General features: G+C 73.3%; 10 protein-coding genes. 9 read left to right on the forward strand and 1 reads right to left on the reverse strand.

The window, feature by feature from the left end:
* Positions 1 to 66 precede the first annotated feature (66 nt).
* The 9 genes from AB0873_RS11880 to rox are packed head-to-tail and all read left to right on the forward strand — an operon-like array spanning position 67 to position 11,904.
* On the forward strand, positions 67 to 1,464 hold the full coding sequence (locus tag AB0873_RS11880) for an extracellular solute-binding protein (protein WP_366599659.1): 1,398 nt from the start codon (positions 67 to 69) through the stop codon (positions 1,462 to 1,464).
* Complete coding sequence (locus AB0873_RS11885; protein WP_366599660.1) at positions 1,439 to 2,386, forward strand: sugar ABC transporter permease; 948 nt, start codon at positions 1,439 to 1,441, stop codon at positions 2,384 to 2,386. Before AB0873_RS11880 ends, AB0873_RS11885 begins: the two co-directional genes overlap by 26 nt.
* Complete coding sequence (locus AB0873_RS11890) at positions 2,383 to 3,264, forward strand: carbohydrate ABC transporter permease (protein ID WP_230688635.1); 882 nt, start codon at positions 2,383 to 2,385, stop codon at positions 3,262 to 3,264. Before AB0873_RS11885 ends, AB0873_RS11890 begins: the two co-directional genes overlap by 4 nt.
* Positions 3,264 to 4,457, forward strand: a complete 1,194-nt coding sequence (locus AB0873_RS11895) for an ABC transporter ATP-binding protein (protein ID WP_366599661.1) — start codon at positions 3,264 to 3,266, stop codon at positions 4,455 to 4,457. The genes AB0873_RS11890 and AB0873_RS11895 overlap by 1 nt, the downstream gene beginning before the upstream one ends.
* A 2-nt stretch (positions 4,458 to 4,459) precedes the next feature.
* Positions 4,460 to 5,668, forward strand: a complete 1,209-nt coding sequence (locus AB0873_RS11900; protein ID WP_366599662.1) for a CehA/McbA family metallohydrolase — start codon at positions 4,460 to 4,462, stop codon at positions 5,666 to 5,668.
* Complete coding sequence (locus tag AB0873_RS11905) at positions 5,659 to 6,570, forward strand: sugar phosphate isomerase/epimerase (protein WP_366599663.1); 912 nt, start codon at positions 5,659 to 5,661, stop codon at positions 6,568 to 6,570. The genes AB0873_RS11900 and AB0873_RS11905 overlap by 10 nt, the downstream gene beginning before the upstream one ends.
* Positions 6,567 to 7,715 (forward strand): Gfo/Idh/MocA family oxidoreductase, encoded by a 1,149-nt coding sequence (locus tag AB0873_RS11910; RefSeq protein WP_366599665.1) that lies wholly within the window; start codon positions 6,567 to 6,569, stop codon positions 7,713 to 7,715. The genes AB0873_RS11905 and AB0873_RS11910 overlap by 4 nt, the downstream gene beginning before the upstream one ends.
* A complete protein-coding gene (locus AB0873_RS11915; protein ID WP_366599666.1) occupies positions 7,712 to 10,459 on the forward strand; it encodes a glycoside hydrolase family 38 C-terminal domain-containing protein in 2,748 nt (915 codons plus the stop codon). The genes AB0873_RS11910 and AB0873_RS11915 overlap by 4 nt, the downstream gene beginning before the upstream one ends.
* A 20-nt stretch (positions 10,460 to 10,479) precedes the next feature.
* Positions 10,480 to 11,904, forward strand: coding sequence for a rifampin monooxygenase (gene rox / locus AB0873_RS11920; protein WP_366599667.1), 1,425 nt, complete (start codon positions 10,480 to 10,482; stop codon positions 11,902 to 11,904).
* A 350-nt stretch (positions 11,905 to 12,254) separates the two neighbouring features.
* Here rox and AB0873_RS11925 read toward each other — a convergent pair whose 3' ends face one another.
* On the reverse strand, positions 12,255 to 13,526 hold the full coding sequence (locus tag AB0873_RS11925; protein ID WP_366599668.1) for an ABC transporter substrate-binding protein: 1,272 nt from the start codon (positions 13,524 to 13,526) through the stop codon (positions 12,255 to 12,257).
* Between the last annotated feature and the right edge of the window lie 17 nt (positions 13,527 to 13,543).

The following is a 13,543-nucleotide window of genomic DNA, read 5'->3' on the forward strand; positions in this document are numbered from 1 at the left end:
GACGTGCGGCCGGCGGGCGACCCCGCGAGTCTCTTCGAAGTCTCTCCTTGCGAAGGGAAACAGCCCATGTCAGCCAAGCCGAGACACGCAGCGGGCGTGCTCGCCGCGTTCACCGCCGTCGCCCTCGCCGTCACCGCCTGCGGCGACTCGTCCGAGCCCGCCGGCAAGGACGCCAAGAACATCACCCTCACCATCTCCGCCAACGCGATCGCCGGAGGCAAGAACGCCGCCGGTGCGGAGTGGATCGAGAAGTGGGTCATTCCCCGGTTCGTCGAGGCGCAGCAGGCCAAGGGCGTCACCGCCAAGGTGACGTTCGTGCCGAGCGGCGTCGACGACGAGCAGTACAAGACCAAGCTGGCCCTGGACCTGCGCTCCAAGGGCGGCGCCGACGTGATCGCCGTGGACGGCATCTGGGTGGGCGAGTTCGTCCAGGCCGGATACCTGAAGCCGCTGTCGGAGGTGGCCGGCGACCAGGTCGACTCCTGGGAGGGCTGGTCGCAGATCCCGGAGAGCGTGCAGGGCCTCGGCAGCTTCGAGGACAAGCGCTACGGCATCCCGCTCGGCACCGACGGCCGGGTCCTCTACTACAACAAGAAGCTGTTCGCCCAGGCCGGCCTGCCCGCCGACTGGCAGCCGAAGAGCTGGCAGGAGATCCTCGACGCCGGCGCCAAGCTGAAGGCGCTGCCCGGGGTGACCCCGATCCAGATCAACGCCGGCACCGCGATGGGCGAGGCCACCTCGATGCAGGGCGCGCTGCCGCTGCTGGTCGGCGCCGGCGGCGAGATCTACGCCGACGGCAAGTGGGCCGGCGCCAGCCAGCCGGTCAAGGACGTGCTCGACTTCTACACCAAGGTCTACGGTGGCGGCCTGGGCGACCCGAAGCTCCAGCAGGAGGCGAAGGGACGGGACAAGTCGTTCACGGAATTCGCCGCCGGCAAGATCGGCATCCTGGCCGAGGGCGACTACTTCTGGCGCAGCGTGGTGAACCCCAGGGACGGCATCGCCAAGATGGCCGACCGGGACACCACCGTCGGCTACGCGATGATCCCCGCCAAGCAGCCCGGCGCGGGCATCCGCGGCCAGGACTTCGTCAGCATGTCCGGCGGCGGCGTGCGGGTGCTCAACCCCAACTCGAAGTTCCCGTCGCAGGCGTGGGAGCTGCTGTCGTTCATGCACTCGGCGGAGGCGGTCAAGGCCGAACTGGCCGGCGCCACCCGGATCACCGCCCGCACCGACGTGAACAAGGAGGTGCTCGCGGCCGACCCGATGCTCAACTTCGTCGCCGAGAAGGTGCTGCCGATCACCGCGTACCGGCCGCCGCTGGCGGTCTACCCGCAGGTCTCGGTGGCGTTGCAGGAGGCCACCGCCGACGCGACGGCGGGCAGGAGCGTGGACGAAGCGGCCAGCGCGTACCAGAAGAAGGTCGAAGGGATCGTCGGTGGCGCAGGCAACGTCACCTCCTGACGAGATGGTCGAGGGAGCGCGCCCGGTCACGGGCGCCTCCCCCGCCCCCGACGCCGCCGGGCTCGGGCGGGCCCGGGCCACCGGGTTCCTCGTCCCCGCCATGGTGCTGATCCTGGTCTTCCTGGTGGTGCCGGCCGTCTGGACGATCTACCTGGGCGTCACCAACTACCGGCTGACCGGCCTCGCCGCGGCCAACCCGGAGATCGTCGGCCTCGACAACTACACCGAGGCGCTGGGCGACGATCGGTTCCGCACCTCGCTGCTGCTGACCCTGCAGTTCGTCCTCGGCTCGGCCGTCATCGGCCAGGCCGGGCTCGGCTTCGCCATCGCCTTCGCGCTGCGCGACCGCCGCGGCCCGCTGCGCCGCGTGGTCGAGGGTTTCGTCCTGCTCTCCTGGATCCTGCCCAGCTCGGTGGTCGCCTTCCTGTGGATCGCGCTGCTCGACCGGGACGCCGGCACGCTCAACGCGCTGCTCGGCATCCCCGGAATGGCCTGGCTGCTCGACTACCCCATGCTGTCGATCATCATCTTCAACACCTGGCGCGGCACCGCGTTCTCGATGATGCTCTACGCCGCCGCGCTGGAGAACGTCCCCCGCTCGCACCTGGAGACCGCCCGGCTGGCCGGCGCGTCGACCTGGCAGCAGCTGCGCGACGTGGTGTTCCCCCGCATCCGCGGGCACGTGCTGACCAACCTGCTGCTGATCAGCCTCTGGACGTTCAACGACTTCGCGCCGTTCCTGATCACCGCCGGCGGCCCCGAACAACGTTCGGAGATCCTGCCGGTCTACGTCTACAAGGTGGCGCTCTCCGGCGGCGAACTCGGCTTCGGCGCCGCGATCTCGTTCATCATGCTGCTGATCAACCTGGTCATCGCCCTGGTCTACCTGCGGCTGCTGGGCCGGCGGAAGGAGTCGGCGTGACCGTCACCACCGCGAGGCCCACGCCCGCCACCGATCCGACCGGCGAGCGGCCCACCGTCGCGGTTCGCCACGTGCTCGCCCGGATCGGCCGCTACACGTTCCTCTGCGCCGTCCTCGGCTTCTTCGCACTGCCGCTGCTCTGGCTGGCCACCGCCCCGTTCGACGACACCCCGACCGTCACCGCCTCGCTCCCGCAGTTCACCCTGGACAACTTCCGCACCCTGCTGGACAACCCGTACGCGCTCAGCTCGCTGCTCAACTCCGTCTACCTGGCCGGCGGCACCGCCGCGCTGGTGGTGACGTTCGCCGCGCTCGCGGCGTACGCGCTGAGCCGGGTCCGGGTGCCCGGCCGCGACGCGCTGCTCTACGGGCTGCTGCTGCTGTCGTCGATCGTCACCGGCACCGCGACCATGGTGCCGCTGTTCGAGCTGGCCTTCCGGCTCAACCTGATCGACTCCCGGCTCGGCGTGATCCTGATCCTCAGCGGCGGGCTGCTACCCGCGGCCATCTTCATCCTCAAGGACTTCATGGACTCCACCCCGACGTCCTACGAGGAGTCCGCCCGGGTCTTCGGCGCCAGCCCGTTGCAGATCATGCGGCACATCGTGGTGCCGGTCGTCCGCCCCGGCCTGGCCACCGTCGGGGTGTGGGCGGTCGCCAACGTCTGGGGCAACTTCCTGGTGCCGTTCCTGCTGCTGCGCGGCCCGGACAAGGCCCCCGCCGCGGTGATCATGTACACCCTCTACACCGAGGGCGGCCAGGCCGACCTGCGGCTGCTCTCCACCTTCTCGCTGCTCTACTCGCTGCCGGTGGCGCTCATGTTCGTCTTCGTCAGCAGCCGGTACGGCTTCCGCTTCCACGGAGGGATCAAGCGCTGATGTCCGCCATCACCATGCGCGAGCTGACCAAGGTCTACCCCGGCGGGGTACGCGCCCTGGACGCCCTCGACCTGGAGATCGCCGACGGCGAGTTCTTCGCCCTGCTCGGCCCCTCCGGCTGCGGCAAGACCACGCTGCTGCGTACCATCGCCGGGCTGGAGGTCGCCTCCGGCGGCAGCGTGCGCATCGGCGACCGCAACGTCACCAACCTGCCGCCGGGAAAGCGGGACGTGGCCATGGTCTTCCAGGACTACGCGCTCTTCCCGCACATGACCGTCCAGGACAACATCGCCTACCCGCTGCGGATCAAGAAGGTCGACCGGCGTGAGCGCGCCGGCAAGGCCGCCGAGACCGCCGCCGAACTCGGCCTGTCCACGCTGTTGCAACGCCGCCCGGGGCAGCTCTCCGGCGGCCAGCAGCAACGCGTGGCGCTCGCCCGGGCGATGGCCTGCCACCCGCAGGTGTTCCTGCTCGACGAGCCGCTGTCCAACCTCGACGCCCGGCTCCGGTTGGAGGCGCGGACCTTCCTCAAGCGGCTGCAACGGGAACTCGGCGTCACCACCGTCTTCGTCACCCACGACCAGGCCGAGGCGCTCGCCCTGGCCGACCGGATCGCGGTCATGGAGGGCGGCCGGATCCGCCAGGTGGGCACCCCGACCGAGGTGTTCCGCCGTCCCGCCAACACCTTCGTCGCGGGGTTCATCGGCTCCACCCCGATGAACCTCCTCGACGCCCGGGTCCAGGGCGACGAACTGGCCCTGGGCCCGGCCCGGCTGCCGCTGCCCGACGACGCCCACGGCCAGGTCACCGATGGGGAACGGCTGGTCTACGGGGTCCGCCCGGAATACCTCGACTACTCCCCCACCCCGGTCCCCGGCGCGCTCACCGGGCGGGTGGTGGTCGTCGAGAACCTGGGCAGCGTCTCCCTGGTCTCCCTGGACGTACCCAGCGACGACACCGCCGGCGACGACGGCGGCCCGGCCGACGCGGACGACGCCGCGAGCGGCACCGGCAGCGCCGGCGCCAGCGTGCAGGTCGTCGTCGCGGAGGGCCGCGAACCCGAACCGGGCGACACCGGCTGGGTGGTGCCCCGACCCGGCCGGTCCCTGCTCTACCGCGACGGCAACCTGGTCACCGACGCCGAACCGGCGAGCGTGCCGGCGCCCCGGGCCGGCGCTACCGTGCAGGGCTGACCATGGTCGCGCACCGGGGCAGGTGGACCCTGCAGGACCGCGCCGACGGCGTGATGCGGGCCCTGCCGGTCACCGTCGCGCTCGGCACCGCCGCGCTCACCGTCCGGCTGGACTACCCGCGTGCGGCCGGGGTGCTCGATCTCGGCTGCGTCGGCCCGGGCGGCTTCCGCGGCTGGTCGGGTGGCGCCCGGGACGGCTACACCATCGCCGCCGACTGGGCCACCCCCGGCTACCTGCCCGGTGAACTGGAACCCGGCGAGTGGCAGGTGCTGCTGCGGCTGCACCGCATCCCGCCCGACGGGTTGGACTACGAGGTCGTCGCCGACACCAGCGGCACACCGCCGCCGGCACCCGAGCCGCCGGCCGCGCCGCCGCGCCCCGACCGGCCGCCGCGCCGGGACCTGCCCGGCGTCGACGGCCGCCGCTGGCTGGCCGGTGACCTCCACGCGCACACGGTGCACAGCGACGGGGTGCACTCCGTCGACGAGCTCGCCGCGCTCGCCGCCTCCCGCGGCCTGGACTTCCTCGCCGTCACCGACCACAACACCGTCAGCCACCACCCGTGGCTGCCGGCCGCCTCGGCGCGCTACGGCCTCACCCTGCTGCCCGGCCAGGAGGTGACCACCGACCGGGGGCACGCCAACGTCTTCGGCCCGGTGAGCTGGGTCGACTTCCGCCGACCGCCCGACGAGTGGCTCGCCGCCGCCCGCCGCGACGGCGGGCTCATGTCGGTCAACCACCCGCTCGGCGGCGACTGCGCCTGGCGCCAGCCGCTGGCCGACCGCACCCCGCTGGTCGAGGTGTGGCACTCCGGCTGGTGGGACCGCACCTGGGGGGCCCCGCTGGCCTGGGCGCGGGCGTGGGCGGCGGACGTCGTACCCGTCGGGGGCAGCGACTTCCACCGGCCCGGCGCCGACGCGTTGCCCGGCTCCCCGACCACCTGGCTGCTCGCCGATCGCGACCTCCCACCCGGGGACGCGGTGCTCGACGCCCTGCGCGGCGGCCGTACCGCCATCTCCGCCGACCCCGACGGGCCGCTGCTGCTGCGGCTCGGCGACGAGCTGCTGGCGCTCGGCGCCGACGGCGCGCTGCTGGCCTACCCGGACGGCCGACACCGGCTGGTCCGCGGCGACCGGTGCCTGCTACCGGCCGGCGACGGGCTGCACGTCCTGGAGTCCCACCGCATGGAGGTGATCGCACTGTGCCGCTGACCGGACGCACACGGGTGGCCGGCGCCCCCGTCAACTACGGCATCTACCAGCCCACCGGCGCACCCGTCGGCCCCGACGACCTGCTCGCGGCGCTGGCCGACGACGGATACACCGGGGTGGACTCCGGCCCGATCGGCTACCTCGGCACCGGCGAGACCCTCACCCGCCGGCTGGATACGGCCGGCATCGGGCTGGCCGGCGGCTGGGTGGACCTGCGCTTCGCCGACGCGGCCGGCTTCGCCGAGGACCTGGCCCAGCTCGACGCCGCGCTCGACGTGTTCGCCGCCGCGCCGGCCGGCGACCCGCGTTTCGTACCCCGGCCGACGCTGGCCTGCCCCGGCAACCCGGCCCGGATGGCCCGCCCCGGCACCCCGACCGACCTGGCGTCGGCGCTGCCCGCCGCGGCCTGGCCGGACTTCGCCGCCCGGGTGCGGCAGGCCGCCGGCCGGTGCCGCGACCGCGGCCTGGAACCGGTGTTCCACTACCACCTCGGCACCGACGTGGAGACCGAGGCGGAGGCCGACCGGTTGCTCGAACTCACCGACATCGCCATCTGCCTGGACACCGGGCACCTGGCGCTGGCCGGTGGCGACCCGGTCGCCGCGGTACGCCGCTGGGCCGGGCGGATCGGCCAGGTGCACCTGAAGGACGCCGACCTCACCGTCCACGCCCGGGTCCGGGCGGCCGGCGGCGGCCTGCCGGACGTGGTCGCCGCCGGCGGCTTCTGCGCCCTGGGCCGCGGCGACGTCGACCTCGCCGGGGTGCTCGCCGGCCTCGACGACGTCGGCTACACCGGCTGGCTGGTGATCGAGCAGGACAGCCCCGAGGAGGGCCGGGACCTGGACCGGATCCGCGCCGACCAGCACGCCAACCTCCGGTGGCTGGAGGGGGCGCTGCGATGACCGAGCCGGGCAAGCGGATCCGGATCGCGGTGGCCGGGCTGGGCATCATCGCCCGGACCGTGCACCTGCCGCTGCTGCAACGCCGTGACGACCTGTTCGAGATCGTGGCGCTGGCCGACCTGTCCCCGTCGCGGGTGACCGAGCTGGGCCAGCGGTACGGCGTCGAGCCGGCCCGCCGCCACACCGACGCGGCCCGGATGGTGACCGACGGCGGCTGCGACGCGGTGCTGCTGGCCACCTCCGGCTCGCACGGCGAGCTGGCGGCGCTGGCGCTGCGCGCCGGGCTGCCCGTGCTCTGCGAGAAGCCGCTGGCCTACACGATCGCCGAGACGGCCCGGCTGGCCGAGCTGGCCGCCGGAACCCCGGCGCTGATGGTCGGCTACATGAAGCAGTACGACCCGGCGGTGGCCGAGGCCGCGCGGCTGCTCGCGCACCTCGGCGGCGCGGAGCGGGTGCACGCGGTCGAGGTGACCGTGCTGCACGCCGGCGGCGACCGGCAGCTGCGCTTCGCGAACCTGCCCCCGGCCGCCGGCGACGTGCCGGCCGAGGAGGCGGCCCGGCTCTCCGCCGCCGACCGGGAACTGCTCGCCGCCGCCGTCGGCGCCGACCCGGGCGCCCGCACCCTCTACCAGATCCTGATCAACAGCATCTCGCACGACCTGTCCCTGCTGCGGCTGTTCACCGGCGCACCGGCCACCGTCGAGCACGTGGCCACCTGGCCGCTCACCTCCGACGGCCCGGCCGAGCCGTCGGTGGAGATCAGCGGGCGGCTGCCCGGCGGCGCCCGCTACGGCGTCCGGTGGCTCAACCTGCCGGACTACCCCGCCTACCGGGAGACGGTCACCGTGCACCACGCCCGCGGCTCGCTGGAGCTCGTGTTCCCGTCGCCGTACCTGCTCAACGCGCCGACCACGCTGACGGTCGTCGACGACCACGGCGACGGCGAGCGACGGGCCGCGTTCCGGTCGGTGACCGAGGCGTTCGAGCAGGAACTGGTCGCGTTCCACGCGATGGTCACCGCGGCCGCCGCGCCGCTGACCGGCATCGCCGAGGGCGCGGCCGACGTACGGACCAGCCAACAGGTGGTACGCCGCTACGGTGAGCTGACCGGGGCGGCGATCGGCGGAGAGGCGGCGAGCCGATGACGCGACCGACCGAGATCATCGTGGTGCCACACACCCACTGGGACCGGGAGTGGTACGAGCCGTTCCAGCGGTTCCGGCTGCGGCTGGTGGCGCTGCTCGACGAGGTGTTCGACCGGATGGAGCGGGACCCGCGGCAGCGGTTCACCCTGGACGGGCAACTCGCCGCGGTCGACGACTACCTGGAGGTCCGCCCGGAACGGCGGGAGCAGGTGATCTCCCTGGTGCGCGCCGGGCGACTGGCGGTGGGCCCGTGGCAGATCCTGCTCGACGAGTTCCTCTGCTCGGGCGAGAACATCGTCCGGAACCTGGAACGCGGGCTGAGCCGCAGCGCGGAGCTGGGCGGAGCCATGCCGGTCGGCTACCTGCCCGACATGTTCGGCCACATCGCCCAGATGCCGCAGATCCTGGTCGGTGCCGGGCTGGCCCACGCCTGCGTGTTCCGCGGCGTACCGGAGCGGATGCGCCGTCACGCCTTCGCCTGGCAGGCACCCGACGGCACCACCCTCCGGACGGAGTATCTGCCCGGCGGCTACGGCAACGCCGCCGGCCTGATGGACGACACCGCGCAGGTCACCCGCCGGGCCGACGACCTCGCGACGAAGCTGGCCGGGTGGCGGTTCGAGGGTGCGGACACCCCCGCGCTGGCCATGTACGGCACCGACCACGCGGCACCGGCACCGGACGCCCCCGACCTGCTCGCCGCCGCCGATCTCGCCGACACGCGGCTGCGGCTGGGCACCCTCACCGAGTACTTCGCCACCCAGCCGGCCACCGTCGACGGCCTGCCGGTCGTCCGCGGCGAGCTGCGCTCGCACGCCCGGGCCAACATCCTGCCCGGCGTGATCTCCGTCCGCGGCCACCTCAAGCAGGCGATGAACCGCGCCGAGCGGCGCGTCGAACGGTACGCCGAACCGCTCGCCGCGCTGACCCACGACGCGTCCGTGCAGCGCTTCCTCGACATGGCCTGGACCCGGCTGATCGACGCGAGCTGCCACGACTCGGTGACCGGCTGCGGCTGCGACGAGACCGCCGAACAGGTCGCCGCCCGCCTCGCCGAGGCCGACCAGCTCGGCCGGGCGGTCTGCGACCTGGTCGGCGCGCGGCTGGCCGCGGCCGTGCCCCGGGACGGTCACCTGGTGTTCAACCCCAGCCCGACGGCCCGCACCGCGCTGGTGCACCTGAACGTGGCGGCACCGGCCGACAGCACGGTGGCCCTGGCCGACGCGGCCGGCCGCAGCGTCGCGGCCCAGGTCCTCGACCGGAGCCGTACGCTGCTCGCCGACGACGTGGTGCCGGCGGCCGACCTGCCGGCCGTGCTCACCCGGGTGCACGGCCGGGAACTCTACGGCCAGGAGGTCGCCGCCTGGTCCGTGTCGCCCGAGGACGCCACCCTCACCTTCCACGTGGCCCGGCACGGCGACCCCGCCTTCGACGTGGAGGACGTCCGCTCGGCGCTCACCGCCGCCGGGCCGCGCGACAGGTGGCGGGTGCGGATCCTCGCCCAACCTCGGGCCACCGTCGCCGCTCTCGTCGAGGTGCCGCCGTTGGGCCGCGCCGCGGTCCGGCCGGTGCCCCTGCCCGCCACCGGGGAGCCGGCGGCGGCCCCGGTGACGGTGGCCGGGCGCGCCCTCGACAACGGCCTGCTCCGCGTCGATGTCGCCGAGGACGGCACCCTGACGCTGACCACCCCGGACGGCGTCACGGTGGACGGAGTGGGCCGGATCGTGGACGGCGGTGACGTGGGCGACAGCTACAACTACGCCCCGCCGGCCGCCGACGAACTCGTCGACAAGCCACGGGCGGTGCGCACCTCCGTGCGCCACGACGGGCCGCTGGTGGCCGTCGTGGACGTGGTGCGGGAGTACCGGTGGCCGGTGGCCGCGGACGTCGACGCCGGCTCCCGCGCCGTGGACCGCGAGCCGATCACCGTCACCACCCGGGTCGAGCTGCGCTGCGGCGAGCGGTTCGTCCGGCTGCGCGTCGAGTTCGACAACCGCTGCGACGACCACCGGGTCCGGCTGCACCTGCCGCTGCCGTCGCCGGCCGACAGCTCCTACGCCGAGGGCCAGTTCGCGGTGGTCGAGCGGGGCCTGACCGCGGAGGGCGGCGGTGGTGAGGTGCCGCTGCCCACCTTCCCCGCCAGCGGGTTCGTCGCCGCCGGCGCACCGGACGGGGCGCTGGCGGTGCTGCTGACCCAGCCCACCGAGTACGAGCTGACCGACTCCGGCCACGAACTGGCGGTCACGTTGCTGCGCGCGATCGGGATGCTGTCCCGCAACCGGCACGCCCTGCGCGACGAGCCGGCCGGTCCGCAGCTGCCCACCCCCGAGGCGCAGTGCCGCGGCGCCCGCACCGTCGAGCTGGCGGTGCTGCCGTACCGGGGTGCCTGGCACGGGGCCGGGGTGCTGGCGGCGGCCGAGGCGTACCGGCACGAGCTGCTGGCCTTCGCCGGCGCGGCCGACCCGGGCACCGCCCTGCCGGCAGCGACGAGCGGGTTGTCCGTCGACGGTCCCGGCGTCGCGCTGACCAGCGTGCGGGACCGCGCCGGCCGCACCGAGGTGCGGCTGGTGGCCCAGACTCCGGTGGACACCACCGCCGTGCTCGGCGGCGCGACCATCCGCGCGGCGTGGCGGGCGGACCTGCTCGGCCGGGCCGGCGAACCGGTTACCGTGGACGGTGACGGCCTGGTCCGGCTGCCGCTGCGGGCCTGGGAGATCGCCACGGTGCAACTCGACCTGACCTGACGGCTCGAATTGGGCGGTTCATGTTTGACGTGATCATTGCCGGGGGCGGACCGACCGGCCTCATGCTCGCCACCGAGCTGCGGCTGCACGGCGTGCCCGCGCTCGTGCTGGAGAAGGACGCGGAGCCGACCAGGGTGGTGCGGGCGCTCGGCCTGCACGCACGCAGCATCGAGGTGATGGCCCAACGCGGTCTGCTGGACCGGTTCCTCGCGCACGGTCAGCAGTACCCGGTCGGTGGCTTCTTCGCCGGCATCAACAAGCCGCAGCCGGACCGGCTGGACACCGCGCATCCGTACGTCCTGGCCATCCCGCAGACCATCACCGATCGCCTGCTGGCCGAGCGGGCCACCGAGCTCGGCGTCGAGATCCGCCGCGGCTGCGAACTGGTCGGGCTGAGCCAGGACGAACACGGGGTGACCGTCGAGCTGGCCGACGGCACCCGGTTGCGCTCGCGCTACCTCGTCGGCTGCGACGGCGGCCGCAGCACGGTGCGCAAGCTGCTCGGCGTCGCCTTCCCCGGCGAGCCCGCCCGGGTCGAGACGCTGCTGGGTGAGATGGCGGTGGCCGCGGCGCCGGAGACGGTGGCCGCCGTGGTGGCCGAGGTCCGCAGGACCCAGCTGCGGTTCGGCGCCATACCTCTCGGGGAAGGGATGTACCGCGTCGTCGTGCCCGCCTCGGGGGTGGCCGAGGACCGCACGGTCCCGCCGACTCTGGACGAGTTCAAGCAGCAGCTGCGGGCCACCGCCGGCACCGACTTCGGCGTGCACTCGCCGCGCTGGCTGTCCCGGTTCGGTGATGCCACCCGGCTGGCCGAGCGCTACCGGGTCGGCCGGGTGCTGCTGGCCGGCGACGCGGCGCACATCCACCCGCCGGCCGGCGGACAGGGCCTCAACCTCGGCCTGCAGGACTCGTTCAACCTCGGTTGGAAACTGGCCGCCGAGGTCAACGGCTGGGCCCCGGAGGGGCTGCTGGACAGCTACCACACCGAACGGCGCCCGGTGGCGGCCGACGTCCTCGACAACACCCGCGCGCAGATGCACCTGATGTCCACCGAGCCGGGTCCCCAGGCGGTGCGCCGGCTGGTGTCGGAGCTGATGGACTTCGAGGAGGTGCACCGGCACCTGATCGAGAAGATCATCGCAATCGGGGTCCGCTACGACTTCGGTGCGGGACATGACCTCCTCGGCCGGCGGCTGCGCGACGTGCGCCTGCAGCGGGGCCACCTCTACGCGCTGATGCACACCGGTCGCGGCCTGCTGCTCGACCAGACCGGCCGGCTCTCGGTGGACGGCTGGGCAGACCGGGTCGACCACGTCGTCGACGTCAGTGCGGACCTGGACGTGCCCGCGGTGCTGCTGCGGCCGGACGGCCACGTGGCGTGGGTCGGCGCCGATCAGCCGGACCTGCTCGGCCAGTTGCCTCGGTGGTTCGGCGGTGCCGGCTGAGCAGGGCTACCGGTCGTGCTCGGTCGGACGGGCCATGGTGGACAGGGCGTCCTGGGGCGCCGCCGCGCGGAGGTAGTCGCGGCGCATCGTGCGCCGTTCGCGGCGGCACCGTCGGCACGCCCACGGCAGTGGCCACCACCGGCCGCAAATCCAACATTTCACGTCGATCCCCCCTGGGGACACCGTACGCGGATCGGTGGCCTCATCGGTTGCGTCCACGTTTCGGCCACCGCCCGACCTGCCGGCCCCGACGCCGCGCCCCGGCGGGACGGCCTGGACGGAACGGGCCGCCACAGCGCCGTGGCGGCCCGTACCCGATCGCTCCGCCGGCCGACGACCGACGGTCGTGGTCAGGACGTCGGAATGGCGTCGGCCGGTGGTGTGACCGGCGGCTCGGGGAACTCCCTGACCTGCTCCTCGCCGTCGTCGGTGAGGTAGGTCGGACCGAAGTAGGCCTGCACTCCGTTCTGCACCCTGGTCAGCCGGACGCCGCTGTAGCCGGCGTGGACGAACCTGGTGTACCGGAAGGGGGTCACGCCGGGCCCCCGGAACCCGCCCTTCTGCACCGCCTCGACCAGCTTCTCGCGCGTGAGGTCCGGGCCGGCGGTGAGCAGCGCCTGCACGAAGGTGTACGCCATCGAGTAGCCGTAGATCGCGTTGCCGTCGAGCGGGTTGGCGGCGTTGTAGTGCTCGTGGATCTTCCGGAACGCCCGGATCCAGGGATCGTTCGCGTCGCCGGCCATCGGCAGGTAGTTGTCGGCGATCATGCCCTCCAGGATCGCCTTCTTGTCGCCGAGCTGCGTCGAGAGCGTGGTGTAGTCGGCGCCCACGTTGGACACGATCCACTGGGCCTTGAAGCCCTGGGCGGCGGCCTGACCCATGGCGAGCGCGGTGAAGCCGGGAATGGTAGCGGCGACGACCACCTCGCAGCCGGCTGCCTTCAGGGCGCCGATCGCCGGCCCGACCTGCTGGTTCGTGGTGGTGTAGGTCTGCTTGGCCGCCACCGGGCCGAGGATCTTCTCGACACCGGCGAGGGAGTCGCGCCCGAAGTCGTCGTTCTGCCCGAAGTGGCACACCTTCCGGCTTGGGAACTCCTTCTTCACGAACGTGGCGAGGATCTTGCCCTCCACCGTGTAGTCCGGCTGCCAGCCGAAGGTGGTCGGGTACCTGTCGGGCTGGTTCCAGGTGCGGCTGCCGGAGGAGACGAAGAGGTCCGGCACCTTCTGGGCCTTCACGAACTCCAGCACGTTGGTGTGGGTGGGGGTGCCCAGGCCGCCGAGGAGCGCGAAGACCTTGTCGTCGAGGACGAGCTTTCGGACGACGTTCTCGGTGTTGGCGGGGTTGTAGCCGTCGTCCATCACCTTGTAGACGATCTTCCGGCCGTTCACCCCGCCCTTGCTGTTGACGTGCTCGAAGTACGCCTTGGTGGCGGCGGAGATTCGGGAGTACCCGGGAGCGGCCGGGCCGGTGAGGGGTTGGTGGGTGCCGATCAGGATCTCGGTGTCGGTGACGCCCGGGACGTTGTCGGCCGCCCGTTGGGCGTCGTCGGCGCAGGCCGAGGCGCCGGCCAGCAGCGCGAGGCCGGTGGCGGCCGCGAGGCAGCGACGTGCGATGGGATACATCGTTCTCCTGTCCTGTG

The organism is Micromonospora sp. NPDC047707 (assembly GCF_040704235.1).
Lineage (GTDB): Bacteria > Actinomycetota > Actinomycetes > Mycobacteriales > Micromonosporaceae > Micromonospora.

Bases quoted from the DNA above. Each gene is read 5' to 3' on its own strand.
- AB0873_RS11900 (WP_366599662.1), top strand. From the start codon at position 4,460: ATGGTCGCGCACCGGGGCAGGTGGACCCTGCAGGACCGCGCCGACGGC.
- rox (WP_366599667.1), top strand. From the start codon at position 10,480: ATGTTTGACGTGATCATTGCCGGGGGCGGACCGACCGGCCTCATGCTC.
- AB0873_RS11910 (WP_366599665.1), top strand. From the start codon at position 6,567: ATGACCGAGCCGGGCAAGCGGATCCGGATCGCGGTGGCCGGGCTGGGC.
- AB0873_RS11895 (WP_366599661.1), top strand. From the start codon at position 3,264: ATGTCCGCCATCACCATGCGCGAGCTGACCAAGGTCTACCCCGGCGGG.
- AB0873_RS11880 (WP_366599659.1), top strand. From the start codon at position 67: ATGTCAGCCAAGCCGAGACACGCAGCGGGCGTGCTCGCCGCGTTCACC.
- AB0873_RS11915 (WP_366599666.1), top strand. From the start codon at position 7,712: ATGACGCGACCGACCGAGATCATCGTGGTGCCACACACCCACTGGGAC.
- AB0873_RS11925 (WP_366599668.1), bottom strand. From the start codon at position 13,526: ATGTATCCCATCGCACGTCGCTGCCTCGCGGCCGCCACCGGCCTCGCG.